At 63.0% G+C, this 26002-nt stretch carries 25 protein-coding genes; 13 read left to right on the top strand and 12 right to left on the bottom strand.

All coding sequences use genetic code 11. From position 1 onward, the window contains the following. The first annotated feature begins 66 nt into the window (after nt 1-66). Entirely contained in the window at nt 67-306 is a 240-nt protein-coding gene (locus tag L2I41_RS10560) for a DUF1178 family protein (protein WP_237153512.1), read from the top strand. A 74-nt stretch (nt 307-380) separates the two neighbouring features. On the opposite strand, the gene L2I41_RS10555 is transcribed toward L2I41_RS10560, so the two are convergent. From L2I41_RS10555 to mprF, 5 genes are all read right to left on the bottom strand, one after another. Further along, complete coding sequence (locus L2I41_RS10555; protein WP_237153511.1) at nt 381-800, bottom strand: VOC family protein; 420 nt, start codon at nt 798-800, stop codon at nt 381-383. Nucleotides 801-805: 5 nt separating this feature from the next. Continuing rightward, entirely contained in the window at nt 806-1636 is an 831-nt protein-coding gene (gene map / locus L2I41_RS10550) for a type I methionyl aminopeptidase (RefSeq protein ID WP_237153510.1), read from the bottom strand. A gap of 158 nt (nt 1637-1794) precedes the next feature. Continuing rightward, nucleotides 1795-2496, bottom strand: a complete 702-nt coding sequence (sfsA, locus tag L2I41_RS10545; RefSeq protein WP_237153509.1) for a DNA/RNA nuclease SfsA — start codon at nt 2494-2496, stop codon at nt 1795-1797. Nucleotides 2497-2637: 141 nt separating this feature from the next. After that, nucleotides 2638-4008, bottom strand: coding sequence for an AcvB/VirJ family lysyl-phosphatidylglycerol hydrolase (locus L2I41_RS10540; RefSeq protein WP_237153508.1), 1371 nt, complete (start codon nt 4006-4008; stop codon nt 2638-2640). Then, on the bottom strand, nt 4005-6617 hold the full coding sequence (gene mprF, locus L2I41_RS10535) for a bifunctional lysylphosphatidylglycerol flippase/synthetase MprF (protein WP_237153507.1): 2613 nt from the start codon (nt 6615-6617) through the stop codon (nt 4005-4007). The genes L2I41_RS10540 and mprF overlap by 4 nt, the downstream gene beginning before the upstream one ends. A gap of 153 nt (nt 6618-6770) precedes the next feature. On the opposite strand from mprF, the gene L2I41_RS10530 reads away from it, so the two are divergent. Continuing rightward, nucleotides 6771-7538 carry a competence/damage-inducible protein A gene (locus L2I41_RS10530; protein ID WP_237153506.1) on the top strand — a complete coding sequence of 256 codons (768 nt, stop codon included), beginning with the start codon at nt 6771-6773 and terminating at the stop codon, nt 7536-7538. 57 nt (nt 7539-7595) lie between these two features. Further along, nucleotides 7596-8114, top strand: coding sequence for a xanthine phosphoribosyltransferase (gene gpt / locus L2I41_RS10525; protein ID WP_237153505.1), 519 nt, complete (start codon nt 7596-7598; stop codon nt 8112-8114). A gap of 61 nt (nt 8115-8175) precedes the next feature. Here gpt and L2I41_RS10520 read toward each other — a convergent pair whose 3' ends face one another. Further along, complete coding sequence (locus L2I41_RS10520; RefSeq protein ID WP_237153504.1) at nt 8176-8604, bottom strand: hypothetical protein; 429 nt, start codon at nt 8602-8604, stop codon at nt 8176-8178. Between the two features lie 257 nt (nt 8605-8861). Next, complete coding sequence (locus L2I41_RS10515; RefSeq protein WP_237153503.1) at nt 8862-9086, bottom strand: hypothetical protein; 225 nt, start codon at nt 9084-9086, stop codon at nt 8862-8864. Between L2I41_RS10515 and L2I41_RS10510 the strand changes: the two genes are divergently transcribed. From L2I41_RS10510 to L2I41_RS10500, 3 genes are all read left to right on the top strand, one after another. Continuing rightward, nucleotides 9037-9432, top strand: coding sequence for a septal ring lytic transglycosylase RlpA family protein (locus L2I41_RS10510; protein WP_390634098.1), 396 nt, complete (start codon nt 9037-9039; stop codon nt 9430-9432). The genes L2I41_RS10515 and L2I41_RS10510 overlap by 50 nt on opposite strands. A gap of 574 nt (nt 9433-10006) precedes the next feature. Then, entirely contained in the window at nt 10007-11773 is a 1767-nt protein-coding gene (locus tag L2I41_RS10505) for a cation:proton antiporter domain-containing protein (RefSeq protein WP_237153502.1), read from the top strand. A 94-nt stretch (nt 11774-11867) separates the two neighbouring features. Then, nucleotides 11868-12242, top strand: coding sequence for a hypothetical protein (locus tag L2I41_RS10500; protein WP_237153501.1), 375 nt, complete (start codon nt 11868-11870; stop codon nt 12240-12242). A gap of 60 nt (nt 12243-12302) precedes the next feature. Here L2I41_RS10500 and L2I41_RS10495 read toward each other — a convergent pair whose 3' ends face one another. After that, nucleotides 12303-13121 (bottom strand): quinoprotein dehydrogenase-associated SoxYZ-like carrier, encoded by an 819-nt coding sequence (locus tag L2I41_RS10495; protein WP_237153500.1) that lies wholly within the window; start codon nt 13119-13121, stop codon nt 12303-12305. An 81-nt stretch (nt 13122-13202) separates the two neighbouring features. Continuing rightward, nucleotides 13203-14270 (bottom strand): quinoprotein relay system zinc metallohydrolase 2, encoded by a 1068-nt coding sequence (locus L2I41_RS10490; RefSeq protein WP_237153499.1) that lies wholly within the window; start codon nt 14268-14270, stop codon nt 13203-13205. Between the two features lie 328 nt (nt 14271-14598). Here L2I41_RS10490 and xoxF5 point away from each other — a divergent pair, with 328 nt between their 5' ends. From xoxF5 to L2I41_RS10455, 7 genes are all read left to right on the top strand, one after another. Beyond that, complete coding sequence (gene xoxF5 / locus L2I41_RS10485) at nt 14599-16404, top strand: lanthanide-dependent methanol dehydrogenase XoxF5 (RefSeq protein WP_304610552.1); 1806 nt, start codon at nt 14599-14601, stop codon at nt 16402-16404. 319 nt (nt 16405-16723) lie between these two features. Further along, nucleotides 16724-17233, top strand: coding sequence for a c-type cytochrome, methanol metabolism-related (locus tag L2I41_RS10480; RefSeq protein ID WP_237153498.1), 510 nt, complete (start codon nt 16724-16726; stop codon nt 17231-17233). 224 nt (nt 17234-17457) lie between these two features. Further along, the gene (locus tag L2I41_RS10475; RefSeq protein WP_390634095.1) at nt 17458-18339 is read left to right on the top strand and encodes a substrate-binding domain-containing protein; all 882 of its coding nucleotides are present in this window, start codon (nt 17458-17460) and stop codon (nt 18337-18339) included. A gap of 11 nt (nt 18340-18350) precedes the next feature. Next, nucleotides 18351-18905 (top strand): PQQ-dependent catabolism-associated CXXCW motif protein, encoded by a 555-nt coding sequence (locus tag L2I41_RS10470; protein WP_237153497.1) that lies wholly within the window; start codon nt 18351-18353, stop codon nt 18903-18905. A 184-nt stretch (nt 18906-19089) separates the two neighbouring features. Further along, a complete protein-coding gene (locus L2I41_RS10465; protein WP_237153496.1) occupies nt 19090-19590 on the top strand; it encodes a rubrerythrin family protein in 501 nt (166 codons plus the stop codon). A gap of 169 nt (nt 19591-19759) precedes the next feature. Continuing rightward, nucleotides 19760-20722 (top strand): glutathione S-transferase family protein, encoded by a 963-nt coding sequence (locus tag L2I41_RS10460; protein WP_237153495.1) that lies wholly within the window; start codon nt 19760-19762, stop codon nt 20720-20722. 32 nt (nt 20723-20754) lie between these two features. Continuing rightward, a complete protein-coding gene (locus L2I41_RS10455; protein ID WP_237153494.1) occupies nt 20755-21360 on the top strand; it encodes an alpha/beta hydrolase in 606 nt (201 codons plus the stop codon). A gap of 49 nt (nt 21361-21409) precedes the next feature. Here L2I41_RS10455 and L2I41_RS10450 read toward each other — a convergent pair whose 3' ends face one another. The 3 genes from L2I41_RS10450 to L2I41_RS21535 form a co-directional block, all read right to left on the bottom strand. Further along, nucleotides 21410-22732: a solute carrier family 23 protein gene (locus L2I41_RS10450; RefSeq protein WP_237153493.1), complete on the bottom strand. Its 1323-nt coding sequence runs from the start codon at nt 22730-22732 to the stop codon at nt 21410-21412. 247 nt (nt 22733-22979) lie between these two features. Then, complete coding sequence (locus tag L2I41_RS10445; protein ID WP_237153492.1) at nt 22980-23888, bottom strand: TolB family protein; 909 nt, start codon at nt 23886-23888, stop codon at nt 22980-22982. Nucleotides 23889-24911: 1023 nt separating this feature from the next. Then, nucleotides 24912-25979 carry a hypothetical protein gene (locus L2I41_RS21535; protein ID WP_304610551.1) on the bottom strand — a complete coding sequence of 356 codons (1068 nt, stop codon included), beginning with the start codon at nt 25977-25979 and terminating at the stop codon, nt 24912-24914. Between the last annotated feature and the right edge of the window lie 23 nt (nt 25980-26002).

Genomic DNA, 26002 nt, shown 5'->3' with positions numbered 1-26002 from the left:
CAGCTTGACAAATCAACGCTGGCCGCAACATTCCCGCGCAGAACACGCCTATCCTTGGGAAGATCGATGATCCACTACAATCTTCATTGTGTCGCCTGCGGCCATGATTTTGACGACTGGTTTGAGAACATGGCGGATTGGGACGCACGCAAGTCGTCCTTCGCCTGTCCGTCCTGCGGCGCGGCGCAAGTGGAGAAGGCGTTGATGGCGCCGAGCGTCGGCGCCTCGAAGGCTGCCGCGCCGGAACCGGCCTGCAATCCGGCTACCTGCTGCAATCCCGGTTGCGCCATGGCGGCAGGGTTCTAGAGCGCTTTCCGTTCTGCGGAAGCGTCGGATCGACAGGAAATCGCTCGAAATTCAAGCGTCGGCAACGGGCGTATCTAGCGCGTCGGCCACAGGCCTGGGGTGGCAAACTCGATGGCGTGGCCGTCGGGATCGCGAATGTACAGGCTGGTACCGCCTCGCTTCCAGTGCGCTTCGCCCGCAAGCGGAATGCCCTTTGCCGCGAGGTGGTCGCGCCAGTGCTGCAGCTGATCGGCCGCGATGGCGAAGGCCATATGCAGGCGGCCAGTCCCTTCGTGACCGGGGATACAGCCGTCGTCATCGATCAAATCCGCCGACGTGGCCCCTGCCTGAAACAGCAGCAGAACGCCTTGCGCGCCAGCGTCCAGGGCAACCAGACGCGGACTTTCCGACAGCGGTGTCAGCCCGAGGATATCGCGATAGAAGGCCGCCGAACGCTGGAGATCCGAAACATAGAGCGCGGTTTCCAGCAGGCCTTCCAGCTTGGGCGCGCTCATCGCGATCACCCCACGATCAGCGGCGGCTTGTCGAGGCCCTTGGGGCTCAGCGTGAAGATGTCGACACCCGTATCGGTGACGCCAACGGCATGCTCGAACTGGGCCGACAGCGAGCGGTCGCGCGTCACGGCGGTCCAGCCGTCGGACAGCACCTTCACATGCGGCTTGCCGAGGTTCACCATGGGCTCGATGGTGAAGATCATGCCGGGCTTCAGCACCGGGCCTTCGCCCTTGCGCCCGTAGTGCAGGATGTTCGGCGTGTCGTGGAACAGCTTGCCGACGCCGTGGCCGCAGAAGTCGCGCACCACCGAGCAGCGCTCGGCTTCCACATATCTCTGAATGGCCTCGCCGATGTCGCCGGTGGTGTTGCCGGGCTTCACGGCGGCGATGCCGCGCAGCAGCGACTCATAGGTGACGTCGATCAGTCGCTCGGCAGCGCGCTTGATGGCGCCGACGCCATACATGCGGCTGGAATCGCCGTGCCAGCCGTCGACGATGAAGGTGACGTCGATGTTGACGATATCGCCCTCGCGCAGCGGCTTGTCATCGGGAATGCCGTGGCAGACCACATGGTTGATCGAGGTGCAGACCGACTTGGTATAGCCGCGGTAGAAGAGCGTCGCCGGCAAGGCGCCGTGGTCCCGGCCGTAGCCATAGACGAAGTCGTCGATCGCCTGTGTCGTGACACCGGGCTTGACGATATCGACCAGCTCATCGAGGCAGGAGGCCGTGAGCTGGCTGGCCTTGCGCATGCCTTCGAAGTCGGTCTGATTGTAAAGCCTGATGTCGCCGGTGTTGCGAAGCGGGGCAACTGCGGCGTCGACATAGTTGATCATGTGGTCCTGAATCCTGGTTCTCAGCTCGGGCGCGGTCGACCGAACGATTGTCTTTCTCACAAAACGGGCCGATCTGTCGAGTATACCGTTCACGGCATGGGATCCGACATGGAGACCGCGACTGGTCATTGCGTTGGCCGCGGGGGAGCGGCTCCGGTCTAGGCCAGGGGAATGAGGTGACTTATCTCTACCGTCTCGAGGCTCAGGGCGCAACGCAAGACCAGCACTTCGACGCCGGCGGTTGTCGCTTCGGCAAAGGAGGCGGCATAGACCGGGTCGATGTCGGCCGCGATCTCGAAACGGTCGCAGTCGTTGCGCTGAACGAGATAGGCCATGACCGCGCGATGTCCGGCGGCGACCATGTCGGAGAGTTCCTGCAGGTGCTTGGCACCGCGGCTCGTCACAGCATCGGGAAATTCGGCCAGACCGGCTTGTCGCGCCAAGGTGCAATTCTTGACCTCGACATAGCAGGGCGCACGATCGGCGGCTTCCAGCAGGATGTCGATACGGCTGTTGCGGCCGTATTTCACCTCTCGGCGCAAGCTGTCATAGCCGGCGAGGGCAGGGACGTGGCCAGCGCGAATGGCGTCGGCGACGATGGCGTTGGGATGGCTGGTATTGATGCCGACCAACGCGCCTTCGGCGGTCTCCACCAACTCCCAGCTCCAGGCCAGCTTGCGCTTGGGGTCGTCCGAGCGCGACAGCCAGACGCGCAAGCCGGGCTCGCAGAGGCCCATCATGGAACCGGAGTTGGCCACGTGGGCCGTAATGACCTCGCCGCTGTCCAGGAGGACGTCGGCGAGGAAACGCTTGTAGCGCTTGATGAGGCGCCCGGGCGTCAGAGGCTTGTCAAAACGCACGGGCGCGCTCCTGCTGTACCAATTCTGCCCAAGACGCTGACGCATCGGCTCATGGAAGACATTTCGAATGTCTCATCTGCATCAAGGGCATGAGACATTCGAAAGCGGGATGCCGAGAGTCATTTTCAAGGACTCGCGATTTTACTGGATGCGGGCGAGTATGTCCTTGGCGACCGGCAGGTAGTCATCGTTGAAGTGATGACCGCCGGGGTGCTGCACGGCCTGCATGCCGTCAAGCTTGACGCGCGGGCAGGCACTCTCGCTGTCCTCGGTGCCGTAGACGCACTGGACGATCTTGCCGGGGATCTTCTCGAGATCGGTGATCGTCGAGGGCGCGTTGGGATCGGTCTTGCCGCCGAGGATGGCACTGATCTGGATCTCGAACTGGCGCGCGCCGGTGTAGGCGAGCAGCGAGACGAGGGACACCTTGGCCTTTTCCGCGTCCGGCAGCGCCATGTAGATGGCGGGCAGGGCGTCGGCGCCAAAGGAGTAGCCGACGAGCGCCACTTTGCTCACCTTCCACTTCTCCTGATAGGTGTCGATGATGCGGGACAGATCCTTGGCGGCCTGTTCCGGCGGCACCGTGTTCCAGAAGTAGCGCAGGGAATCGACGCCGACGACCGGCACGCCATCCTGTGACAGGAAGGTGCCGATCTGGGAGTCGATATCGCGCCAACCGCCATCGCCCGAGAGGATGATCGCCATGGTGTCATGCGTGGCGGCCACCGGCAGCGGCGAAAGCGGCAGATCGGACAGGGGCGAGGAATCGTCGCCGCTGCGGTGCAGCTCTTCCGTCAGTGCGGTGCGCAGGGCGGTACGAGCCGGCATGTTGGTTTCGATCTTGTGGATGCCAAAACCGGCGGCGATCAACTGGTCGACATGGGCAGCGCCGTCCTTGTCGCGGCCGCCGGTCAGGTAGACGTCGACCGGATCGGGCAGCGGACCGGTCTGCAGCGCGTAGATCCAGCCCTTGCCGTCGGGCGACTTCTTGTGTTCGGCAGCCGAGCAGAGTTCCTTGGTCAGCGGCAGAGCGGCCAGCGGATCGACGGCGATGGTCCGCTCGATGGTGGCTTCCGGCGTCTGGGCGGCGAGCGCCAGTGCGAAGGTGCCGCCGAGGCCCGAGCCCGCGATGACCGGAGAGTGGTAGTGGGGAATGTCGAAGGCGCGCTGGACGTCCTGGCTGGCCTGTTCGATGTCGGAAACGAAATAGACGCAATCGTCCTTCGTGGAGCCGCCCTTGGCGAGCGTTGCGGGCGTGTCGAGGCCGATGACCACAGCGCCGGAGGCCGCCAGCAGGCGCGCCTTGATCTTGTCGCTGAAGGTGTAGCCAGCATCGCCGGAGAGAAGAACGACCGTTCCCTTGGCAGCGGTGATCGGCGTTACGATCTCGGCGATCGCCAGCGTGTCCAGCTTTTCCTTGTTGTAGGTCGGGAACAGATAGAAGAAGGCGAGGGCCGCAGCGCCGGTGAGCAAAAGCACCACGGCAACCGCGACGATCAGTAGTCGCTTCATTTGGAGATTACCCCTTTGAGGCCGCCGCCAATGATGAACGTGACGTCGGCAAGTGCAAGCACGGGATTGAGGCCGCCGGCCACAGCCATGTAGCGATGCTGCCAGTCCGGATCATATTTTGCCTTGAAGGCCTTGAGCCCGTGGAAGTTATAGAAGGCGGAGCCGTGCTCGAAGGCGGCGCGGCCAAGCTTGTGCCAGAGCGGCGCGATCGGGCTTTCCGAGAGGCCCGACAGCGGCGCCATGCCCAGCGTGAAGTGGGCATAACCCTCCTGCTTGTAATGCAGCAGCAGGCGGGTGAAGAGCAGTTCCATGGTGCCGTTGGGCGCTGAGGGCACGAAACGCATCAGATCGATGCCGGCCTCGGTCTTGTCGCCCGCAAGCATGATGTTGGCGAAGGCGTAGATCTTGCCGTCGCGCTTCAGCACGGCGACCGGCTGGCGCAGCATGTAGTCGCGGTCGAAGGCGCCGAGGGAGAATGTCTTCTCCTTGCGATCGCCGAGCCAGGCAACGGAGACCGCCTGGAGTTCGTCGAGGATGGCCGGAACGGCTTCGGGCGGCAGGACCTCGAACAAGATGCCTTCGCGCTCGGCCTTGTTCATGGCGTTGCGCAAATTACCCTTCTTCGAGCCCTTGAGGTCGAAGCGGGCGAGATCGACCACCGCTTCCTCGCCGAGCTTGAACGCGGAGAGGCCGGCGTCGGCGTAGAAGGACAGCATCTCCGCCGAAGCCTGGTAGAAGGCGGCGCGTCCTCCGTGCTCGCGGGCGAGTTCGACGAAGCGCCAGATCAGCTCCTGCTGGCCTTCTTCGGCGCCGACGGGATCGCCGAGGGCTACCCAGGAGCGGCCGCGCTTGGAGAACATCAGGAAGGCCTTGCCGTCGTCGGAGAACATCAGGCTCTTGTCGCCCATCTGCACCAGATTGGCGTCGGCACGGTCGCTGGTGGCGACGATGGCCGTGGCGAGATCGAGTTCCTCTCGCGTCGGCGGCGTAATGCGCCCCCGTGGCGGGCGGGTGAGGATGGTTGCGGCAATGGCCGCGGTGGCGAGCCCGATGCCGAACGCGGCGCGCAGCGAGCGCGGCGCTTCGGCGTCGAACTCGAATTGCCACCACAGGCCATGGCTGTAGGGGACTTCCTTGTAGTCGAACAGCAGGATGCCGAAGGCGAGTGCCAGAACGATGCCGATGCAGGTCCACCAGCTCGCGGTCAGCCGGTCATGCAGCAGCGAGGCGCGGCGGCGGAAGATGGGGCGCGACGCCAGCAGGCTGAGGATCAGGATGCCGAGCATCACCGCTTCCCCCACGGCCATGGCCTTGACCAGGGCGAGGGGAATCGAGAGCGCGGTCAGCAGCATGGCCAGCCACCAGGCGCCGTCGAGGCGGTGTACCAGGCCGCGGCCGGCCACCATCAGGAAGACGCCGATGATCGAACCGGTGAAATGGGCGCTTTCGACCAGCGGCAGCGGGAAGAGTGAAGAAATCAGGTCGATGTTGTCATCGTCCTTCGGCGTTACGGCCGAGAACACCAGCATGGCACCGAGCACGACGGTCAGCGTGCCGATGAGCGTCGGCGTGATGCCGGAGAGCGCGTTGGCCAGCGCCGGATTGGCCTTGGTGGCGCGCTGGGCCTCTGCGCCGATCAGTACGAGCACGGCCACAGCCAGCGGCAGCACGAAGTAGATGACGCGATAGAGGAAGACAGCGGAGACGATGCCGTCGAGCGGCAGGTGCGAGCCGAGGCCGCCGACGATGATGGTCTCGAATACACCGACGCCACCGGGCAGATGGCTCAGCACGCCGGCCCCGATCGCCACCGAGAACACCGAGAGCACCAGCAGGAAGCTCACGTCGCCCGGCGGCAGCAGGACGTAGAGGACAGCCGCAGCGGCGATGACGTCCACCGATGTGGCGACGATCTGGACCAGCAGGTCACCGGTGCTTGGCAGCGACAGCGACCATCCCTTGATGGTGATGCCATCCTTCATGACGGCGGAGACGATTAGTACCGCGACCACGATGCCCAGCGCGACCCAGCCGGCCACATGCACGAAGCCGGTCGAAAGCCCGGCGGACGTCGCCAGGGCGCCGCCCGAGAGCGTCAGGCCGATGCCGGTGACGAAGGTCAGGCCAAGGCCGAAGGCGCCGGCCACATAGGCGACGATCTTGGCGATGGTCTCTGGTGCCAGCCCCAGGGGCGAGTAGAATCGATAGCGGATCGATCCACCGGTCAGTGGGCCGAAGCCGGCGATGTTGCCGACCGAATAGGCGCAGAAGCTGGCGAGCGATACCACCCGATAGGGCATCTTCGCGCCGGCAAAGCGCAGGGCCTGCAGGTCGTAGACGGAGAGGGCCAGGAAGCTCACGGCCGTGAAGGCGATCGCGAGCAGGATGTTGGTCCAGGTCGTGTCTTCAACGGCGGCTATGAAGTCGTCGAATGCAAAGTCGGACAGGAGATGAGTGAGGGCGACCGCCGACAAGCCGACGACGGCAAAGGCGATCAGGCCGATGATGGCCGGTTTGAAGCGACCAAGCACCGACACCCTGACGGCGTCAAGTTCGGATGACCCAACATCGGTGGCGTGGCCGATAGAGTTTTCGCCGACTTTCGACATCTGTATAAAAGCCTATAAAACAGACACTTGTTGTCTCTGATTTGCATCAGGCGAGCATGGCGGACAACATTGTGCCAAAATCTGGGCAAGACGGGTGGCGCTCCACTGGAAACGCCAAACATGACGGCGATTTAACATTCAGGAACAGAACAAATGACAAGTGTCCTACCGACTGCTGCCGTTTTGGTGATTGGCGACGAGATTCTCTCCGGTCGTACGCGAGACTCCAACTCAGGCCACATCGCGGGGTTCCTGACGGGTATCGGCATCGACTTGAAGGAAGTTCGTGTCGTGCCCGATGAAAGCGATAGAATCGTCGAAGCTGTCAATGCTCTACGTGCCCGATACACATATGTGTTCACTACGGGCGGGATAGGGCCGACGCATGACGACATTACGGCGGATGCGATCGGCCTGGCCTTCGGCGTGCCGGTCGAGCATCATCCCGACGCCGTGGCGATCCTGCGCGAACACTACCGCACGCCGGAAGAACTGACGGAGGCGCGGCTGCGCATGGCGCGGATTCCGGTTGGCGGCACGCTGGTGGCCAACCCGGTCTCCAAGGCACCCGGCTTCCGCATCGGCAATGTGTTCGTCATGGCCGGCGTGCCGAAGATCATGGAGGCCATGCTCCTCAACATAGAGCCTCAGCTTGAGGGTGGTACGCGCATGCTGTCCGAGACGGTTGATTGCCCCTTCGGCGAGGGCGTGATCGCCGAACGTCTGGGGGCGATTGCCAAGGCGCATACCGACACCGTCATCGGCAGCTATCCCACCATGGGGGAGCGCACCTTTTCGACCAAGCTGGTGGTGCGTTCGCGCGATCCCGAGGCCCTGGCGAGGGCCAAGGCGGCGATCATCGATATGATTGAATCCGTAACGCGCATGAAAGCGGGGGATGGCAAGCCTGCTGCCTATTGAAAAAGGTCGCGGAATTCGCTTTTACCGTCCCCAGTTTCATTTTCAGGACAAGACAAGATGACCAACGATGCACAGCCGCTGGCGCCCAAGGCGTTTCCGGTTTCCTGGGACCAGTTCCACCGTGATGCCCGCGCACTTGCCTGGCGTCTTGCCGGTCATGGCGAATGGCATGCCATCGTCTGCATCACGCGCGGCGGACTGGTGCCGGCGGCGATCGTGGCGCGCGAGCTCGGCATCCGCATCATCGAGACCGTGGGCGTTGCCTCCTACCATGACTACAAGGATCAGGGCGAACTGCAGGTCATCAAGGAAGTCAACCAGAACGTCATCGACATGGATGGCGGGCAGGGCGCTGGCGTCCTGATCATCGACGACCTCGTGGACACCGGCAAGACTGCCAGGATCGTGCGCGACATGCTGCCGAAGGCGCATTTCGCCACGGTCTACGCCAAACCCAAGGGGCGTCCGCTGGTGGATACCTTCATCACCGAGGTGAGCCAGGACACCTGGATCTATTTCCCCTGGGACATGGGCTTCGCCTTCCAGCCGCCGATCAGCAAGCAGACCGAGGGCTGAGCGCCCTTCTGTCGACGATTTGCCTCAACGCCGCGTGTGGTTCGCCCGCACGCGGCGTTTTTCATTCGACCGAGACCGTGTACGGCTCGGGCGTGATCCTGAGACGCAACACGCGGCCATCCTGGGAGTCGGCGTCCTGCAGCGTGCCGCCGGTGGGGATCTCCAAGACGATGCCCTTGTCGCCCTCGTCGGTCTCCGACGCATTCTCAAGGTCGAGGCCGCGATAGTTCAGGATGGCGAGGCACTGAAAGTCGCCTTGCGGGCTTTCCGGATCGGGCAGCACCACCGCCAACCCGGCGGAGCAGCAGGCAGGCTCGATGGTGTCGACGACATAGAGCGAGACGGCATTGTCAAAATAATAGCGTGAATGCGATGCGGCCGGCGGAACGAGGGACTCCAGTCCGATGCCGGCGTCGGCGCAGCTCTGAAACGCCATTGCCGGGTTGGCGAGACCAAGAATGCCAACCGTGAAAATAACTTTCCTGAGCATGTTTCCCCTCACTTGTCGCGGCCTCGGCCGGTGGACGCTCGGTGCACTCAGACGCCGAACAGCGCCCTGAATGGCTCAAAGAGCCCTCTATCGTGGCGCCAAGCCAACGTCACCGGAAGGCTCTCTTCCTTCTAGCATGCCGGTCAGAGCGGGCACAATTTGCCAGATCGCCCTTCATTTGCCGGCAAAATCGGGGATCTGTTCGCAAAAAGTGGACAGTTGCGACGAAATTTCTTCACCTGATAAACAGTTGATGCTTAATCGATTTTTCCCTTGCGCACTTTTTGCGTGTGCCGCTGTTTCGTAGTTGCCTGATTCTTGCCACATTTTGTGGCGCTTTCGCACTCATCGCCGATGTCCGGGATGTCACCGGAGGTCGCAATGGAGGCATGGCCGCGGTGGCAACGCGGGCTTGGATCAGGGACTTTTTGCATGCATCTCAAAACAAGCGCACGACGCGCTTTTTTCACGGTCGCAGTCATGACCGCGTTTTTTCACCAGGGCGCACCCGCCTCTGCCCAATGTGGCAAGGCCTCTTGGTACGCCTCTCACAGCCGGACGGCCAGCGGGGAGCGCATGGCGCCGGATCAGCGTACGGCAGCGCACAGGACGTTGCCCTTCGGCACCTTGGTCAAGGTGGAGAACCTCAACAACGGTAGATCCGTTGTGGTTCGCATCAACGATCGGGGCCCCTTCATTCGCAATCGGGTGATTGATGTCTCGCGCGGCGCTGCCCGCGATCTCGGCTTCATTGGCGCCGGCACGGCGCGCGTGCGCCTTTCCGTGGTCAACGGTCAAGGCACCGTTCCGGCTGGCGCTTGCGGATAAGCCGAGCGAAAGTCTATCCGACGCAACCTTCAGGGCTTGACCGGGCGCGCGTGCGGCCATATCCCGGTCAGCCATGCGGACGTGGCGAAATCGGTAGACGCAGCAGACTTTAAAATTGGAGTGCCCGCGGGGAAATCCGCGGCGTAGAACCGCTCAAAGTCGGGGAAAGCTAAAGGGCATGCTCCCTAGGCCAATCCCGAGCCAAGCCTCCCGCGCCGGGAGGAAGGTGTAGAGACTGGACGGGCGGCGCCTAAAGCCTGAAGGGCCAAGGCGAAGGGACAGTCCAGACCACGAACGCCCCAGGGCGGCGGCGAAAGCCGAAGTGGTATGAAAATCTGCCTCTCTTTGAGAATACGGGTTCGATTCCCGTCGTCCGCACCAACTGCCACCCATGTGGCGGGCGCCTGTTCTGCAGGTGACACGGCAAGTCATTGCCTGCGCGCGAAATCGTGAACGGGTCACATTCCCGAGTTTCTCCGGAAAATGCTCAGCGGGCGGCAATTGGCTATTTCCTTCGCGGTGAAGCTGTGGCCATTTTCACTCATTGATGTTCGTCTACCCAGCAGGACCGTCCGTGAGCAGTTCGATTGATGTTGCCGCCTATTCCGATGCTCTGGTTGTTCTGGGAACTGCTGGCGTTGTCATTCCGCTCGTCAAGCGTCTGGGAATAAGTCCGGTTCTCGGCTACCTCGGTGCCGGCGCCCTGCTGGGGCCGCTCGGGCTGGGAAGCCTGATGGACAAGCTGCCGTTTCTCTACTGGATGACGGTGGTCGATCCCAAGGGGCTTGAGCCGATCGGGGACCTCGGTGTCGTCTTCCTGATGTTCATCATCGGGCTCGAGTTGTCCTTTGCCCGCCTGATGACCATGCGCAAGTTTGTCTTCGGGCTTGGCTTTTCGCATATCGTGCTCGCGGCCGGCGCCATTGCCGGCGTTCTGCTCATCGCCGGGTCAGATGGGGCGACGGCCGCTCTCGTCGGGGCCAGTCTGGCGTTGTCGTCCACCGCGATCGTCATCGAGACGCTGTCGGAGACGGGGCGATTGGCGGGGCAGTCGGGGCGCGTTTCCTTCGCGGTGCTGCTGGCGCAGGACCTGGCGGTCATCCCGATCCTGATGCTGGTGGGCGCGCTGGAGGGCGAGGCCCGGGGTGGCCTGATCCTCAGCGTCGGCATGGCGCTCCTGCAGGCGCTGGCGGCGCTGGCGGTGACCATGGTGCTCGGGCGCCTCTTTCTGCGGCCTCTGTTTCGTCTGGCCGCCAGCGTGCATTCGCGCGAGTTGATGATTGCAGCGATCCTGTTCGTGATCGTCGGCACCGGCGTGGTCTTTGCCATGGCGGGCATGTCCATGGCGCTTGGTGCCTTCGTCGCCGGTCTGCTGCTCGCCGAGACGGAATATCGGCGATCTATCGAGTCCATCATGGACCCCTTCAAGGGGCTGTTCCTCGGCATCTTCTTCTTCACCGTCGGCATGAGCGTCGATCTGCGCGAGGTGGCGCGGGAACCGATGCTGCTGGCGGTCTGTCTCGCCGGGATCATCGCCATCAAGCTGCTGCTGATGCTGCCGCTCGGGCGGCTGTTCGGCTTGTCGCTGGGCACGTCGCTCGAGGCTGGGTTGGGCCTGGCCGCCGGCGGCGAGTTCGCTTTCGTCTGCATCGGGGCCGCCAAGGCGGCCGGCGTGGTCGATGGGCAGACGGCGAGTTTCGTCCTCACCATCGCCTCCATCTCCATGGTGCTCATTCCGGCGCTGGCGGCGCTGGGACGCCGGCTGGAACACCAGCTCAACGCGGCCCCGATCGATCCGGAGATCCTCGCCGCGCCTGAATACGGGGCGGGCCACGTGATTGTCGTCGGCTTCGGCCGCGTTGGTCGCGTCGTCGCCGACATGCTCGAAGCCCATGGCAAGGAAGTGCTGGCAGTGGACGTTGATCCCGTGACGGTGTCGCGCGATCGCAGGGCGGGGCGTGCGGTCCACTATGGCGACGCCACCAGCCAGTCGTTCCTCAAGACCTGCGGCATCGCCGATGCGGCCGCTGTAGTCATCACGGTCAACGATCCCGCAGCGATCGACGCCGTTCTGGCGGTCGCGCGCATGTTGAGGCCGGACATTCCGATCTTCTCGCGGGCTCGCGATGCGGGCCATGCCCGACACCTCTATGCGCTCGGGGTTTCCGAAGCGGTGCCGGAGACGGTGGAGTCCAGCCTTCAACTGTCCGAAACCTCGCTCGTCGGCCTCGGCATCGCCATGGGGCCGGTGATCGCATCGATCCATGACAAGCGGGATGAGTTCCGGCGGGAGATGCAGCAGGCCGCCGGGCGGCCGACTTATCGCCGCCCATCGGCGTGATGGGGCTCCTCGCGATCCGCGGCATCAATTGGCCGCAGGTCGCGTGATTGGAAACTTCCGCTGCCCAATGGTAGATTCGGTGGGGGAGGAAGGAATGCCAATGACTTATCCGTTGAGTTCGCTCATGCGGGCCGTCGTGATCGCCACGGCTGTCGCGGGATCGGCGCCAACCGCAGCACTGGCCGAGGAGATCCCGAATGATTTTCCGACCGAAGCGCGCGCCGACTATGTCTATGGCTGCATGAAGGCCAACGGCGAGACGCAGGATGCCCTGCATCGCTGTTCCTGTTCGGTCGACGTGATCGCCACCATCATCAGCTACGACACCTACGAGAAGGCCTCGACGTTCATTTCGCTCGGGCAGATGACCGGCGACAATGGCTCGCTGTTCCGCAACGCCAAGGAATCCAAGAATGTGGTGGGCGAGCTGAAGCGCGCGCAGGCCGAAGCGGAGATGCGCTGCTTCTGATGTCGCCTTTGCGCACCGCGACGGGGCGATTTCGCCCCGTTCGGTCCAGCGTGGAACCGGTCAGGAGCCGCTCGGCTGCACCGGCCAGCTGCCCTTGTAGGTCTTCTGTTCGGTGTCGGTCGCGGTCACATTGAAGGTGGTCGCGCCATTGGGAATGTAGGTGAAGCGCAGGTTGGGATCTTCCGACAGCGAGATGCCGCCGGTCACCTTCAGCAACAGGTCGTCGCCCTGATGGATGGCGAGTTCGTCGATGAACCACGGCGGAATATAGGTGTGGCTCATCTGATCCATCTGCATCCCCGAGTTTTGCGGATGGCGAACCATGAGTTGGGCCTCCCGCAGGGTCGAGCCGCCGTCCTTCGGCGGAAACTGCTTCAGCTTCATCACGCCGACGTTGGCGGCCGCTTCCGCGGCATCCTTGAGGGCAGGGGCCGAGCAGCCGCCCGAGGCCTTCACGAATTTCTCGGCCACGTAGAGCGTTCCGTCGCTGAGTTCGGCGACCGCGTGGATGTTGGTATACTGATTGACGCGCACGCGGGTCTCGAGATGCGACACGCCGGCCTTCGGTCCGAACTCGAAGGTGGCGGCGACAGGCGAGGGATTGTTGTCCACCAGCACCGTGATGCGCGCCACATAGCGGCTGTCGCCGGGCGGTGGCGCGGCGTTGATGGCAATCGGCACGATGGCGGCGTCTTCCGCACGATAGGGAGCTTCAAGGCTGATGATCGCGGGATCCGCGGTCATCTTGCGGTCCTGGAACACGTCGGTCACCAATCCGGGCCAGGCGTCGTCCTTTGCCGTCGTGGTCTCGGCGATGGCCAGCTGGGTCGTAAGCGCCAGCAGCACCGCTGCCATGGTCAGTCGTATTGCCTGTGTCATGGAAAATCCTCCCATTTCCCTGAAGCATTGTTGCATATTAGAGATCATTCATACATGCGTCCCCCCGCCGCGCCTCGCTGATCACTCCCATTCGAGTTCGGCAAAGGCGGTGGTGACATTGCGCTTGTTGTAGTCGTCGAACAGCAGCCAGTTGCCCGCTTCGCTGCGGCCGGCGGTTTCGACCGTTTCAGCCAGCGTCTTGTTGGCGGCGAGCGCGGCCTTGATGTCGTCCACGAGCACATTCAGATAGCGCTGCTCGGCCTGCATGGCGGCCGGCCAGGGTGCGCCGATGGCCCCATGTCCGGGTACGATCTTGCTGACCGGCATCCGGGCCATCTCGTCCAGCACCTTCAGCCAGCCTCTGATCGATCCGTCGATGGAGGGGGTGTGGGTGGTGAAGACGAGGTCGCCGGTAAACATCACGCCGGTCTTCTGGTCCAGCACCGTCAGGTCATTGTCGGTATGGGCAAGAGGCCAGGCGCGGAGGCTGATGATTCGACCGCCCAGGTCGATGTCCAGCCGATCCGCGACGGGAAGCGTTACATGTGCCTGGCTGAGTTCGCGGACGAGTTTTTCGCCGAGGATCGGCCGGTTTGCTTCGAGATAGTAGCTGTATCGAGCTTCGATAGCGGCATTAAGACGCGCGTGGCCTACGAATGCGACATCTGGTCTCAGGAATGCTGCGCTGCCGAAGATGTGGTCGGGATGCATGTGGGTCAGGATCACATGCGAAATCGGCTTGTCTGTGGTTGAACGAATTGTTTCGAGCAGGTCCTGCGCCTCGGCAACGGAGCCGCCGGTGTCGACGACTGCGACCGATTTATCGCCGACGATGAAGCCGATGTTGGCGATATTCCCTCGGTTTCCCAAGGTCATAGGCTCCACCTGTCCTTGATGGGCGAACACGCCCGGCGCAATCTCCGTGATGGTCAGAGGGGCAGCCTCGGCGAGGGAACACGACAGCGCCATTGCGGCCATGAGAGCCAGGGAAGCCAGGTTGCCGAGGCCGGCAATACACCTCCGCGGCAACGGCTTTTGCTGTTGCACTGCACGCGGTCCATCGACCTTTTGATAGGCGCTATCAATCGGTCGATTGGTCATGTGAATATAGGATTTTCGTTGTTTTTCGCGCAAAGCATTGAAAATCATTGATTTTCCTCCCGGGGCTTCAGCGGTCTCCCGGCCGCTGTCCTGACTTGTTTGGTAGGTGTTAGCCCAAGGTCGAACAAGGGGGTGTGCTTGCGAGCATCCGTAAAGCTCAGTACATTGATCGAAGTCGCCGATCGATAGACGGCCGCGCTGGAGGGAAGTGCGGGCGATATCGGAGGCCGATGCACGGGAGAGGGAACTTAGTGCATCGGGCGTGACACACGGTCGGAGGACACCCGGACATCCTTGGCTTGCGGTCGGTTTTCAGCCGAAACGCATCGTCGTCAGATCCGGTACACTCATAAAGTGTGGTCTAGGGAGAACACTGATGAGGAAAATTCTTTCCACAGTATGCATGACGGCCTTCATGGCCCTTTCGGTCGGTGCGGCTTACGCCGATGCCGAACTTGATGGCCTGATTGGTGATGCCAAGAACTGGGCGGCCCAGGCTGGCAACTATTCCAATACGCGCTACTCGACGCTGAACCAGATCAACAAGGACAACGTCAAGGACCTCAAGGTCTCCTGGACGTTCTCGACGGGCGTTCTGCGCGGTCACGAAGGTTCGCCGCTGGTGATCGGCGACGTCATGTACGTCCACACGCCGTTTCCGAACATCGTGTACGCACTCGATCTGAACAACGACGGCGCCATTCTCTGGAAGTACCAGCCGACCCAGGATCCGAACGTGATCCCGGTGATGTGCTGCGACACGGTCAACCGTGGTCTCGCCTATGGCGACGGCAAGATCATCCTGCATCAGGCCGACACCACCGTCGTGGCGCTCGACGCCAAGACCGGTGCCGTTGCCTGGTCCGTGAAGAACGGCGATCCGGCCATCGGCGAGACCGGCACCTCGGCGCCGCATGTGTTCGGGGACAAGGTCTTCATCGGCATCTCCGGTGGTGAATTCGGTGTTCGCGGTTCGATCACCGCCTATAACCTGAAGGACGGCACCAAGGCCTGGCGCGGTTATTCCATGGGTCCGGACAGCGACACGCTGATGGATCCGGAGAAGACCACCGCTCTCGGCAAGCCGGTCGGCAAGGACTCGGGCATCTCGACCTGGGAAGGCGATCAGTGGAAGATCGGTGGCGGCACGACCTGGGGCTGGTATTCCTACGACCCGGCTCTGAACCTGGTCTATTACGGCTCGGGTAACCCGTCCACGTGGAACCCGTCGCAGCGTCCGGGCGACAACAAGTGGTCGATGACCATCTGGGCCCGCGACCTGAACACCGGCGTCGCCAAGTGGGTCTATCAGATGACCCCGCATGACGAGTGGGACTATGACGGCATCAACGAAATGATCCTGACCGATCAGGACGTTGATGGTAAGCCGCGCAAGCTGCTCACACACTTCGACCGTAACGGCTTCGGCTATACGCTCGATCGTGAATCCGGCGAGCTTCTGGTTGCCCAGAAGTATGACCCGGCGGTCAACTGGTCGACCGGCGTCGACATGGACAAGAACAGCCCGAACTACGGTCGTCCGGCTGTCGTTGCCCAGTATTCGACCCATCAGAACGGCGAAGACACCAACACCACCGGCGTCTGCCCGGCGGCGCTTGGTTCCAAGGACCAGCAGCCTGCGGCCTACTCGCCGAAGACCAAGCTGTTCTACGTGCCGACCAACCACGTCTGCATGGACTACGAGCCGTTCCGCGTGTCCTACACCGCGGGTCAGCCCTATGTCGGTGCCACCCTGTCGATGTATCCCGCGCCGAACAGCCATGGCGGCATGGGTAACTTCATCGCCTGGGACGGCGTTGCCGGCAAGATCGTCTGGTCGCTGCCCGAGCAGTTCTCGGTGTGGTCCGGCGCTCTGGCCACCGATGGCGACATCGTCTTCTACGGTACCCTCGAAGGCTACCTGAAGGCTGTGTCTGCTACCGACGGCACGCTGCTCTACAAGTTCAAGACCCCGTCGGGCATCATCGGTAACGTGATGACCTACGAGCATGCCGGCAAGCAGTATGTGTCGGTGCTCTCGGGTGTTGGTGGTTGGGCCGGTATCGGTCTCGCCGCCGGCCTGACCGATCCGAACGCCGGCCTTGGCGCGGTGGGTGGCTATGCCGGTCTCAGCAAGTACACCGCTCTCGGTGGCCAGCTGACCGTGTTCACGCTGCCCTGATCGTATGGCTTGAAGTGACAGTGGAAAGGCCCGGTTCACCCGCCGCGCGCGGGGGCGCTCCGGGCCTTTTCCTTGGAGTGATCTCCGGTCTGACGCCATTGTCAGGCCCACAGGACGTCGCTCCGGATTGAAGAGTTTGGGCAACCGCTTGTCGATCCGATTGATTCTGCCTGATCGGCGGGGGCTCAGAGGTTCCAAAGAATAGGCGCGGCCATTTGGCTCATCGACTGTTCAGCTGGAATAGGTGTCAAATCAGGGCTCAAGACAAAACAAGATGCCGGCGCGAAGAGAGCCCAACCAGAGAGGACTGGAGACGTTGATGTTCGTGAAGACCTTGACCTTTGTTGCAGCAATGCTGGTGGCCGGCGCAGCCTATGCCAACGATCCCGCTCCCGTAAGCCAGGATGATGCTGGCAAATGGCTGGATGCCAACGGTGATCCCACCTACAAGAAGGAAGCGGATGGCACCGTCGATTACTACACCTGGATGGGCTACAAGCGTTATACGGCCAACTGCATGGCCTGCCATGGGCCGGACGGCATGGGTTCGTCCTTTGCGCCGCCGCTCGCCAAGTCGCTGCAGAAGTTCGACTACTCGACCTTTGCCGGCATCGTCGCCAGCGGTCAGCAGAACAAGTGGAACACCGCGGGCAACTCGGTGATGCCGGCCTGGGGCACCGACCTCAACGTCATGTGCTACATGGACTATATCTACGTCTATCTGCGCGCCCGTGCCGATGGTGCGATCGACCGTGGCGAGCCCAAGAAGCCGCCGCTCAACAAGACCGCCAAGGAGGCTGCCTACTCTTGCCTGGGCTTCACGAACTGATCCAGTTGGCGGGGCAGGCGGTATGCGCCGCCCCGCAGGACATCGGATCGCGAGCCCTCGCGGCGCCATCTGGGGCGTGCCAGGTTGAGTCCGTCGCCCGATGTGACCAGATGGTAACGTGATCTTTGCCTGGGCCTGTGGTTCAGTCGACGCAATCCAAACGCCGGCGGAGATCGGCGCGGTGAAGAAAGGCTCGGTGTATGGCCGAGCCATGGGAGGGTTTCGTGTCCCGCAAGCAATCCGCTGCCGCTCTCTTCGGTCTTCTGGCCGGTCTCAACACGTTGCCGTCTCTGGCGCAGGACGCCGCGCTCAACCAGGCGCAGGACCGCGTGACGGCAGAGACCTTTTCGCAAGCCGTCGAGCTCATCGACCCCAACAACTTCCGGGTCTGTGCCGATCCGTCGAGCCTGCCAAGCTCCAACGACAAGCTTGAAGGCTTCGAGAACAAGCTTGCCGACCTGCTGGCCGCCAAGCTCGGCAAGCATGTCGAATACACCTGGTATCCCATGGCCACCGGCTTCGTGCGCAAGACGCTCGGTGAGCGCCGCTGCGACGTGATCATGGGATATGCGCAGGGCGACGAGTTGGTGCAGAACACCAATGCCTATTATCGGACGTCCTATGTGATGGTCACCAAGGCCGGCTCCAAGGCCGATGGCATCGACACCTTGTCCGATCCGCGTCTCAAAGGGCTGAAGATCGGCCTCGTTGCCGGCACGCCGCCGGGCAACAACATCGCCGCCGCCGGCTTCATGGCTTCGGTGCATCCCTATCCGCTGCAGGTGGACACGCGCTACACGCATGTGCCCGAGATGATGATCAAGGATCTCGTGGATGGCACCACCGACGTAGCGATCTTCTGGGGGCCGATCGGGGGCTATTTTGCCAAGAAGAGCGGGCAGGATCTCAAGGTGGTGCCGCTGGTCAAGGAGACCCACGGTCCGAAGATGACCTATCGCATCACCATGGGTGTGCGGGCATCCGACCAGAACTGGAAGCGTCAGCTCAACACCCTGATCAAGGAAAACCAGAAGGAGATCAACAAGATCCTGATCGACTTTGGTGTTCCGATTCTGGATGAGAAGGATCGTCCCATCACCGAATGAGCGAGGGTGTCATGGTTCGAAGCTTCATCGCCTGCGGTGTCATTGTCTTGTCTCTGGCCGGCACTGCCGCAGCGGGTGTGCCTGAGCCGTCCGGCTATCGCACGGAAGAGTATCGCGCGCCGGTTCCCGACACTTTGGCCGGAGCGCATGTGCTGAGCACCAAGGAGATGGTCGCGCGGCGAGCGGACGGCAAGTCCGTCCTGATCGATGTGTTGCCCAAGCCGCCCAAGCCGAACCTGCCCAAGGGCACCATCTTCCATCTGCCGCCGCGTGAAGACATTCCCGGGTCCATCTGGCTGCCGGACGTTGGCTATGGCGAGCTCTCGGCCGAGATGGAGGCCTACTTCCGCGACAATCTCGACAAGGCCGTTGCGGGCGAACATGGCCGCAGCGTCGTGTTCTATTGCCGCTCGCAATGCTGGATGAGCTGGAACGCCGCCAAGCGGGCGGTGTCCTGGGGCTATACCGCCGTCAGCTGGTACCCCGAGGGGACTGATGGCTGGACAGCCGCAGGCCTGCCGGTCGAGAAGCGGGAGCCGGTACCGCGGCCGGGTATCACGGAATAGTTTGCACCATTGGGCCTGCAGAGCGGTCGCTGGCTCAGGGAAACACGGTTTCGCGGGGTTGTCCTGATCCCCAAGTCCTCGGAACTTTTCTAAGGTCTCGGTACAGCGGACGGATTTGGGGGCTTCCGTTCCCTGATCCCCCGACAGCGGGCGCATGCCGCCCGCCCAGCAAGGACCGTGACCCATGAAAACGCTCGACAATCTCAAGGAAGCCTTCGCCGGCGAAAGCCAGGCCAACCGCAAGTATCTCGCCTTCGGTGAGCGCGCCGAGAACGACGGCTTCCCTGGCGTCGCCAAGCTGTTCCGCGCAGTGGCGGCGGCTGAGACCATTCACGCGCTCGCCCATTTCCGAGCCATGGGTGGCATCAAGGGCACGGTCGAGAACCTCAAGGCCGCCATGGCCGGCGAGAAGGAAGAGTTCACCGAGATGTATCCGCCCATGGTCGAGACGGCCAAGACGGAGGGCCAGAAGAAGGCCGAGATCTCCATGCGCTATGCGCTCGATGTGGAGAAGGTGCATTTCGATCTCTTCACCGAAGCGCTGGCCGCCGTCGAGGCGGGCGCCGACATCGGCGATGTCGTGGTTCGTGTCTGCCCCAACTGCGGCCACACCGTCATCGGCGACGCGCCGGACGCCTGCCCGGTCTGCCATCTCAAGGGCGAGAATTACGACGTGATCGGCTGAGCTCCTTCGCTCAAGGCCGCATCTTTCGCTCTCCGCCATGCGGCGGGGAGCGCTTCTTGCGCATTGTTTCCCATTTCGTGAACGATCTTGTTTCGTCGCGGGCTCTTTATTGCATTTGTCGAACGACCTATGTCTCCGAACAGCAGTTAGGCTTTCGGAGAGTGACTTCATGCTTGTGGACGGAAAATGGACGGCGGACTGGCATCCGGTCCAGCAGGCAGACGCCAAGGGCGGCTTCGTGCGCCAGATCTCCAGCTTTCGCAATTTCGTCACCGTCGACGGATTAGCCGGACCGACCGGGGAGGGCGGCTTTGCCGCCGAGGCCGGGCGCTATCACCTCTATGTCGGCCTCATCTGCCCCTGGGCCTCGCGTACGCTGATGGCCCGCAGCCTCAAGGGGCTTGAGGATGTGATCTCGGTCTCCGTGGTCGAGCCGACCATGACAGAGCAGGGCTGGCGCTTCGGCGACTATCCCGGCGCGACGGCGGATCCGCTGCACGGCGTCACCCATCTGCACGAACTTTACACCCGCGCCGATCCTCGCTTCACCGGTCGCGCCACAGTGCCTGTTCTCTGGGACAAAGAGCGGCAGACCATCGTCAACAACGAGTCCGCCGACATCCTGCGTATCTTCAACACGGGTTTCGGCACGCTGGCGCGTTCGGACGTGGATCTCTATCCGGCTGATCTGGCGGCCGATATCGACGCCCTCAATGCCGAGATCTATCCCCGCCTCAACAACGGCGTCTATCGCGCCGGCTTTGCCACCACGCAAGGCGCCTATGAGGAGGCCTTCCATCAGGTGTTCGGCATGCTGGATGACCTCGAAGCGCGGCTCGCCGACGGTCGGGTCTATCTCTTCGGCGACCGCTTCACCGAGGCCGACATCCGCCTGTTCGTGACGCTGGTGCGCTTCGATGCCGCCTATCACGGCCTGTTCAAGTGCAACCTTCGCCGCCTTGCCGACTATGCCGCGGTTCAGGCCTATATGCTGCGCGTGCTCGCGCTGCCCGGCATCCGCGCGACCGTCAACATGGATCACATCAAGCGCGGCTATTATTCGCTGAAGGCGCTGAACCCCAACTGCATCGTTCCCGTCGGCCCTGATCTGCCCTGGCTCGCTGGCCATTGACGACACGTGTCCCGACCTCCAAGGATTTCCAGATGAGCAACTCCCTTGTCATCCTGCTGCACGGTGTTGGCAGCAGCGGCGCCGATCTTGAAGCGCTCGGCGAAGTCTGGGCCGGTGCATTGCCGGACGCCGTCTTCGTCGCCCCTGACGCGCCCTTCGCCTTCGATCAAAGCCGGTTCGGCTATCAGTGGTTCTCGATTGCCGGCGTCAACGAGTCCAATCGCGGCGAGCGGATCGTCGCGGCGCGCGAGGCCTTCGACCGCACTGTTTCCGCGGCGATTTCCGGGGCCGGCTTCACCGATCGCCTCGATCGCGTCGCCTTTGCCGGCTTCTCGCAGGGCACGATCATGGCGCTGGATGCGCTTGCGTCCGGTCGCTGGCCGGTGGCGGCGGTGGTGGGCTTTTCCGGACGGCTCTCTTCACCTGAGCCCTTTGCGCCCGCCACGCAAACCAAGGTTCTGCTGGTGCATGGAACGGCCGACCGGGTGATTCCGGCGACCGAGAGCGAGCAGGCCGAGAGCCGCTTGCAGCAGGCGGGCTTCACTGTCGAGCGTCACGCTTTGGCCGGTCTCGGCCACACCATCTCGCCTGAAGGCGCCAGCCTCGCCGGGCGGTTCCTCTCCGGCATGCTCGGGTGACAGCAAATCGGCGGGAGCCAGGCTCCCGCCGTTTCGTGTTCCTGAGTCGTCACAGTGGCGGCAGCGAGGTGTGCTCCTCCGGCGTATCCGGCCGGCGGTTCAGCAGCGCGTAGAGCAGGATGGCACCGAAGGTCGCCGTCCCGATGCCACCCAGCGTGAAGCCGCCGATGTTCAGCGTCAGGTCGCCGGCGCCGGCGATCACGGCGGCAGCGGTGGTGATCAGGTTCTTGGTCTCCGAGAAGTCCACCTTGTGCTCGACCCAGATGCGGCCGGCGGTGGCGGTGATCAGGCCGAAGATGACGATGGAGAGGCCGCCGATCACCGGACCGGGGATGGTCAGGATCAGCGCGCCGAACTTCGGCGAGAAGCCAAGCAGGATGGCAAACAGCGCCGCCACCACGAAGGCCAGCGTCGAGTAGATGCGCGTTACCGCCATCACGCCCATGTTCTCGGCGTAAGTGGTGACACCGGTGCCACCACAGAAGCCCGAGAGGATGGTTGCCACACCGTCGCCAAGGAAGGCGCGGCCCATGTAGGCGTCGAGGTTGCGGCCGGTCATGGCGCTGATCGCCTTGATATGTCCGAGGTTTTCCGCCACCAGGATGATGGCCACTGGCGCGATCAGCGCGATGGCGCCCGACGAGAAGGTCGGCGCGGTGAACTGCGGCGCACCGAACCAGGGGGCGTCTGCGAGCTTGGCGAAATCGATCGGCGTCGCCCCGGCAAGGCCGGCGGCCAGGGCATAATAGAGATAGCCGACGAGGCCGCCGATCAGCACGGGGATGCGCTTCATCACGCCCGGCGCATAGACCGCCGCCACGCCCACCGCCACGATGGTCACGAGGCCGACGCTGCGGTCAAAGCCCGAGGCCGAGATGCCCTTGACCGCGATCGGTGCCAGGTTGAGGCCGATGGCGGCGACGATACCGCCCGTCACCACCGGCGGCATCAGCTTTTCAATCCAGCCATAACCGACCTTGATGACCACAAGGCCGATCAGTGCGTAGACGGCGCCGGCCGCGATGATGCCGCCGAGCGCCAGGGAGATGTTGCCATTCGGCCCGCTGCCGGCATAGGCGCTGGCGGCGATCACCACGGCGATGAAGGAGAAGCTCGACCCGAGGTAGGACGGCACGCGCCCGCCGACGATCAGGAAGAAGACCAGCGTGCCGATACCGGAGAAAAGCACGGCCACGTTGGGATCGAAGCCCATGATGATCGGCGCCAGCACGGTGGAGCCGAACATGGCCACCACGTGCTGCAGGCCGGCAATCACGGTCTGCGGCCAGGGCAGGCGCTCATCGGGCGCGACGCGGTCGCTCGTCGTCAGCTTCCACTTGGGAAACCAGCTTTCGGAAGGCGTGTCGGTCATGTTTCCTCGCTTGCCGCCGGTCGGAGCGGGCCTGTTCGGGTTGCGCCTGCGGCTCTGCCGCCGGAACCGACAGGGCTCCAGCGGGACATCAGGGAGGCACGTTCTTTGTGGGTGGAGGCATTCCCGGCGCAACAGAAGACCAGCGGGAAGACTCGCGGACGACCGGGTGTCTACTATGCCCTTGGGCCGCCTCGGGGCGAGTCGGTAAGGCTTGGTATGTGGATGAAGACTGTTTGCCTGCCTGCCGTCATTTGCCGGCAAGGGGATAGGCGACATAGGCCAGGCGCCGGCTGTCGGGTGCCCAGCTGTTGACGTTGATGGTGCCCTGTCCGCCGAACAGCGCCACGAGATCTCGTGCCGGACCGCCGTCGGGATCCATCAGCCGGAGGACCACCGGCTTGTCCGCCGGGTGCCCGAGCGTCTCTGGGGGATAGCTCAGGTAGACCATCTGCCGGCCATCGGGCGACAGATGCGGGAACCAGTTCACGCGCTCATCGAAAGTCATTTGTTCGATGCCGCTACCGTCGGGGCGCATGCGGAAGATCTGGGCGTGGCCCGGCGTCGTCGAGGCGCGCTCGGAGTTGAAGTAGATCCAGGCGCCATCGGGCGAAAACTCGGGGCCATCGTTGGGCTTGTCGATGTCGCTGAGCCGGTGGTCGGCCCCGCCCGCGGCAGGGAGGGTGAAGAGATTGATCCGCCGCCGTTCCGCCGGGCCTTCCACCGCCACATAGGCGAGGGTCGCGCCATCGGGCGAGATGCCATGCAGGTAATAATGGAAGGGCTCGGCGTGCTCGTTGGAGACCCGCATCGGCTCTCCGCCTGTAGCGGGCAGGGCGTAGAGATGGCCGTCGTCCGAGCTGACATGGAGCGTCTGTCCGTCCGGCGACAGGACGTGGTCGTTGTTGAGATCGCGCAGCGGGCCCGTGTCGATGCGCTCCACCTCGCCGCCGACCGCTGGGATGCGCCAGAGTTCACCGCCGGCATTGAAAATGAGATGCCGCCCATCCGGCGTCCAGTTGGGCGCCTCAATGACGCTTGGCGTCCGCAAGAGAACGTTGGCCTCGCCGGACACAGTGTCGATCACCGTCAATTGGGAGACCTGCCCCTCGCTGAGCGCTCTCCCACGTGCCTTGAAGTCTGTCTCAACCCCAGTCATGGCGCTCTCTCCTCCCATGGCGTGCCGACGCGCCGAGAATGAAAGGCTTCGTGAGAAAAAGCGACAGAGGATTTGCTTTGCCGCAGGATTGCGGTGACTGCTGTCCGAGTTCACCTCGGGCCACCTATGCCAGCCTCCCAGTCGCCATGCGTGAATTGGAAAAGCAGTCGCCGCAATTCTTTGCTCCAGGCGCCATCGGTTCAGAACAATCCCCCCACCTTTCCGATTGTCATGGTCCGTGAAGACGGACCATCCACGCAGTCACGCGAACAAAGTCCGAAGGCCCGCTTCTTTCGGAGAGTGTTGCCGATGCAGCCATCTACATCTTTGCTCTGACTGCATGGATGGTCCGTCTTCACGGACCATGACGGCGTTGGGGATGGTGGGAGGCGGGCCACTTCCAATCTCACCCCCCGCCATCCCCCAAAAAAATCTTATCCCCCTCCCACCAACCCGCCCCCATACTCCCCCCATCCGCGGCCGGCGGGGAGGTGTCAGGATCCAGCACCGAGCATCTGGCCGGGGACCGGTCCCGCGCCTGCCGACTGGCGGCAGTCCCGGGCGAGCCTGACCTCGGTACCACTGCCTGGCACTAGGACCAGGTGCCCTGAAGCAGGAGGGCGATAGGGGTGTCGGGTGGGTCCAGAGCGACGGAGGCGGCACTGATGGCGATGAGTCACGCAGCCCGTCCTTACGTAACCGGGACCGCCCGGCTCCGGCCGATGGGCCTCCGTCTTTCCCCCGCGCGCTTTCGAGCGTTGCGGCAGACGGAGGTTCGGGAGGTGCCTCGCTTGAGGCGCTGACCAAAGCCGGGACAGCCCTGAAGACGTACCGTTTAAAATCGGGGGCGCGAGCTTCCGGACAGGCTTCGTACACACCGGACGGGAGCGCGGGCGACCGCTATCCTACTCCAAACCTTACCGCGGCCCCGCCGCGCTCCCGTCCCCGCATCTCGTGGGGAGAAGAAGATCAAAGCAAAGCTCCGGAGGCCGAGGCCTCGCGGAGGTGACGGTGTTTGTGGCGTCACGGGGTCACAAATTTCAAAATGGTGGTATTGGAATAAGTGAAGGAAAACTTGAGGGCGGAGTTTGCTTCAGCCTTGATGCAGGGGCCGACGTCGTAGTGCTTTTCCGGGGTGAGTTCGAGAACCGTGCTCTTGGCCAAGGATGAGTTGTTGGTCGGATCTCCGAAATAACCCCAGGCATCATAGCCATTGGCTTCGTGCAGAATCGATGTGCCAGTCTCACGCCAGCAGACATGCAGGGAAAGCCAATGCTGTCCGGTATAGCTGCGAGCGGAAAGGGAGGTGTTGACGAAGAGCTTCTGCGCGCTGCTACCGATCCAGATGTCTGAGACCGGAGGTGAACCGAAGACGTAGGTGTTACCGGTGCTGTCGAAAAGGCTGGTGTTGGGCGTACCATCACGACTCCAGAATTCCAGTACGCCACTCAGGCCCTGCGGTCCGGTCGAGCCTTGGGCGCCGGTGTCACCCTTTGGACCGGCTGGCCCTGTATCGCCTTGAGGTCCGGTCGGTCCCGCCGGGCCCTGCAGCCCCGTCGCACCTGTGTCGCCCTTGGCGGCGAGCTTTTCCCAGAAGGCGGTGGCCGTTGTCGGCAACTGGTTCCTGTTGATGCCGGGATTGGCCTTGGCCCGCCAGGTGGAGCCGGCGTAAGTCGTGACGTCGTTTTCCACATAGGTCCTGGCCGACGACCAGGACCCACGCGCGTTGAGGCCTTGCGGGCCGCAATTGGCCACAAGGGCGGTAGCGGCAACGGTGTTGGCGGCATCGAGCTTCAGCGAGACGGTGCAACTCTTGGGCAGGTAGACCTGGCTGAAGCTGAACTTGCGGGTCTTGGTGTTGATGGTCGCGGTAAAGGTGTCGTCCAGGGACAGCGTCTTGCCGGTGTCCGAGGTGCCTTCAACGATCAACTTGCCTTGGGATATCTCAGACTTGTTGATCACCACCTTGGCATTGGCCGGAAGCAACGACGCTGTCGCCAGAAGCATCGCGCCCAAGGTGACTTGCAGAACACGCATTTGTTTCTCCTCACGCACTGCCTCTTCGCTTGCCGCTTGGAGGAGCCCGGTCATTCAAATCACTTGAGAAAATTTTG

It is taken from the genome of Oryzibacter oryziterrae, assembly GCF_021864535.1.
Taxonomy (GTDB): domain Bacteria; phylum Pseudomonadota; class Alphaproteobacteria; order Rhizobiales; family Pleomorphomonadaceae; genus Pleomorphomonas; species Pleomorphomonas oryziterrae.
Note: the sequence above shows the minus strand (reverse complement) of the source record. Positions and strands in the feature narration are given on the sequence as shown.

What these genes read in the sequence shown, in the direction of transcription:
- L2I41_RS10560 (WP_237153512.1), top strand. Translation starts at nt 67, where the DNA reads ATGATCCACTACAATCTTCATTGTGTCGCCTGCGGCCATGATTTTGAC.
- L2I41_RS10555 (WP_237153511.1), bottom strand. Translation starts at nt 800, where the DNA reads ATGAGCGCGCCCAAGCTGGAAGGCCTGCTGGAAACCGCGCTCTATGTT.
- map (WP_237153510.1), bottom strand. Translation starts at nt 1,636, where the DNA reads ATGATCAACTATGTCGACGCCGCAGTTGCCCCGCTTCGCAACACCGGC.
- L2I41_RS10540 (WP_237153508.1), bottom strand. Translation starts at nt 4,008, where the DNA reads ATGAAGCGACTACTGATCGTCGCGGTTGCCGTGGTGCTTTTGCTCACC.
- mprF (WP_237153507.1), bottom strand. Translation starts at nt 6,617, where the DNA reads ATGTCGAAAGTCGGCGAAAACTCTATCGGCCACGCCACCGATGTTGGG.
- L2I41_RS10530 (WP_237153506.1), top strand. Translation starts at nt 6,771, where the DNA reads ATGACAAGTGTCCTACCGACTGCTGCCGTTTTGGTGATTGGCGACGAG.
- gpt (WP_237153505.1), top strand. Translation starts at nt 7,596, where the DNA reads ATGACCAACGATGCACAGCCGCTGGCGCCCAAGGCGTTTCCGGTTTCC.
- L2I41_RS10520 (WP_237153504.1), bottom strand. Translation starts at nt 8,604, where the DNA reads ATGCTCAGGAAAGTTATTTTCACGGTTGGCATTCTTGGTCTCGCCAAC.
- L2I41_RS10510 (WP_390634098.1), top strand. Translation starts at nt 9,037, where the DNA reads ATGCATCTCAAAACAAGCGCACGACGCGCTTTTTTCACGGTCGCAGTC.
- L2I41_RS10515 (WP_237153503.1), bottom strand. Translation starts at nt 9,086, where the DNA reads ATGACTGCGACCGTGAAAAAAGCGCGTCGTGCGCTTGTTTTGAGATGC.
- L2I41_RS10500 (WP_237153501.1), top strand. Translation starts at nt 11,868, where the DNA reads ATGCCAATGACTTATCCGTTGAGTTCGCTCATGCGGGCCGTCGTGATC.
- L2I41_RS10495 (WP_237153500.1), bottom strand. Translation starts at nt 13,121, where the DNA reads ATGACACAGGCAATACGACTGACCATGGCAGCGGTGCTGCTGGCGCTT.
- L2I41_RS10490 (WP_237153499.1), bottom strand. Translation starts at nt 14,270, where the DNA reads ATGATTTTCAATGCTTTGCGCGAAAAACAACGAAAATCCTATATTCAC.
- xoxF5 (WP_304610552.1), top strand. Translation starts at nt 14,599, where the DNA reads ATGAGGAAAATTCTTTCCACAGTATGCATGACGGCCTTCATGGCCCTT.
- L2I41_RS10480 (WP_237153498.1), top strand. Translation starts at nt 16,724, where the DNA reads ATGTTCGTGAAGACCTTGACCTTTGTTGCAGCAATGCTGGTGGCCGGC.
- L2I41_RS10470 (WP_237153497.1), top strand. Translation starts at nt 18,351, where the DNA reads ATGGTTCGAAGCTTCATCGCCTGCGGTGTCATTGTCTTGTCTCTGGCC.
- L2I41_RS10465 (WP_237153496.1), top strand. Translation starts at nt 19,090, where the DNA reads ATGAAAACGCTCGACAATCTCAAGGAAGCCTTCGCCGGCGAAAGCCAG.
- L2I41_RS10460 (WP_237153495.1), top strand. Translation starts at nt 19,760, where the DNA reads ATGCTTGTGGACGGAAAATGGACGGCGGACTGGCATCCGGTCCAGCAG.
- L2I41_RS10455 (WP_237153494.1), top strand. Translation starts at nt 20,755, where the DNA reads ATGAGCAACTCCCTTGTCATCCTGCTGCACGGTGTTGGCAGCAGCGGC.
- L2I41_RS10450 (WP_237153493.1), bottom strand. Translation starts at nt 22,732, where the DNA reads ATGACCGACACGCCTTCCGAAAGCTGGTTTCCCAAGTGGAAGCTGACG.
- L2I41_RS10445 (WP_237153492.1), bottom strand. Translation starts at nt 23,888, where the DNA reads ATGACTGGGGTTGAGACAGACTTCAAGGCACGTGGGAGAGCGCTCAGC.
- L2I41_RS21535 (WP_304610551.1), bottom strand. Translation starts at nt 25,979, where the DNA reads ATGACCGGGCTCCTCCAAGCGGCAAGCGAAGAGGCAGTGCGTGAGGAG.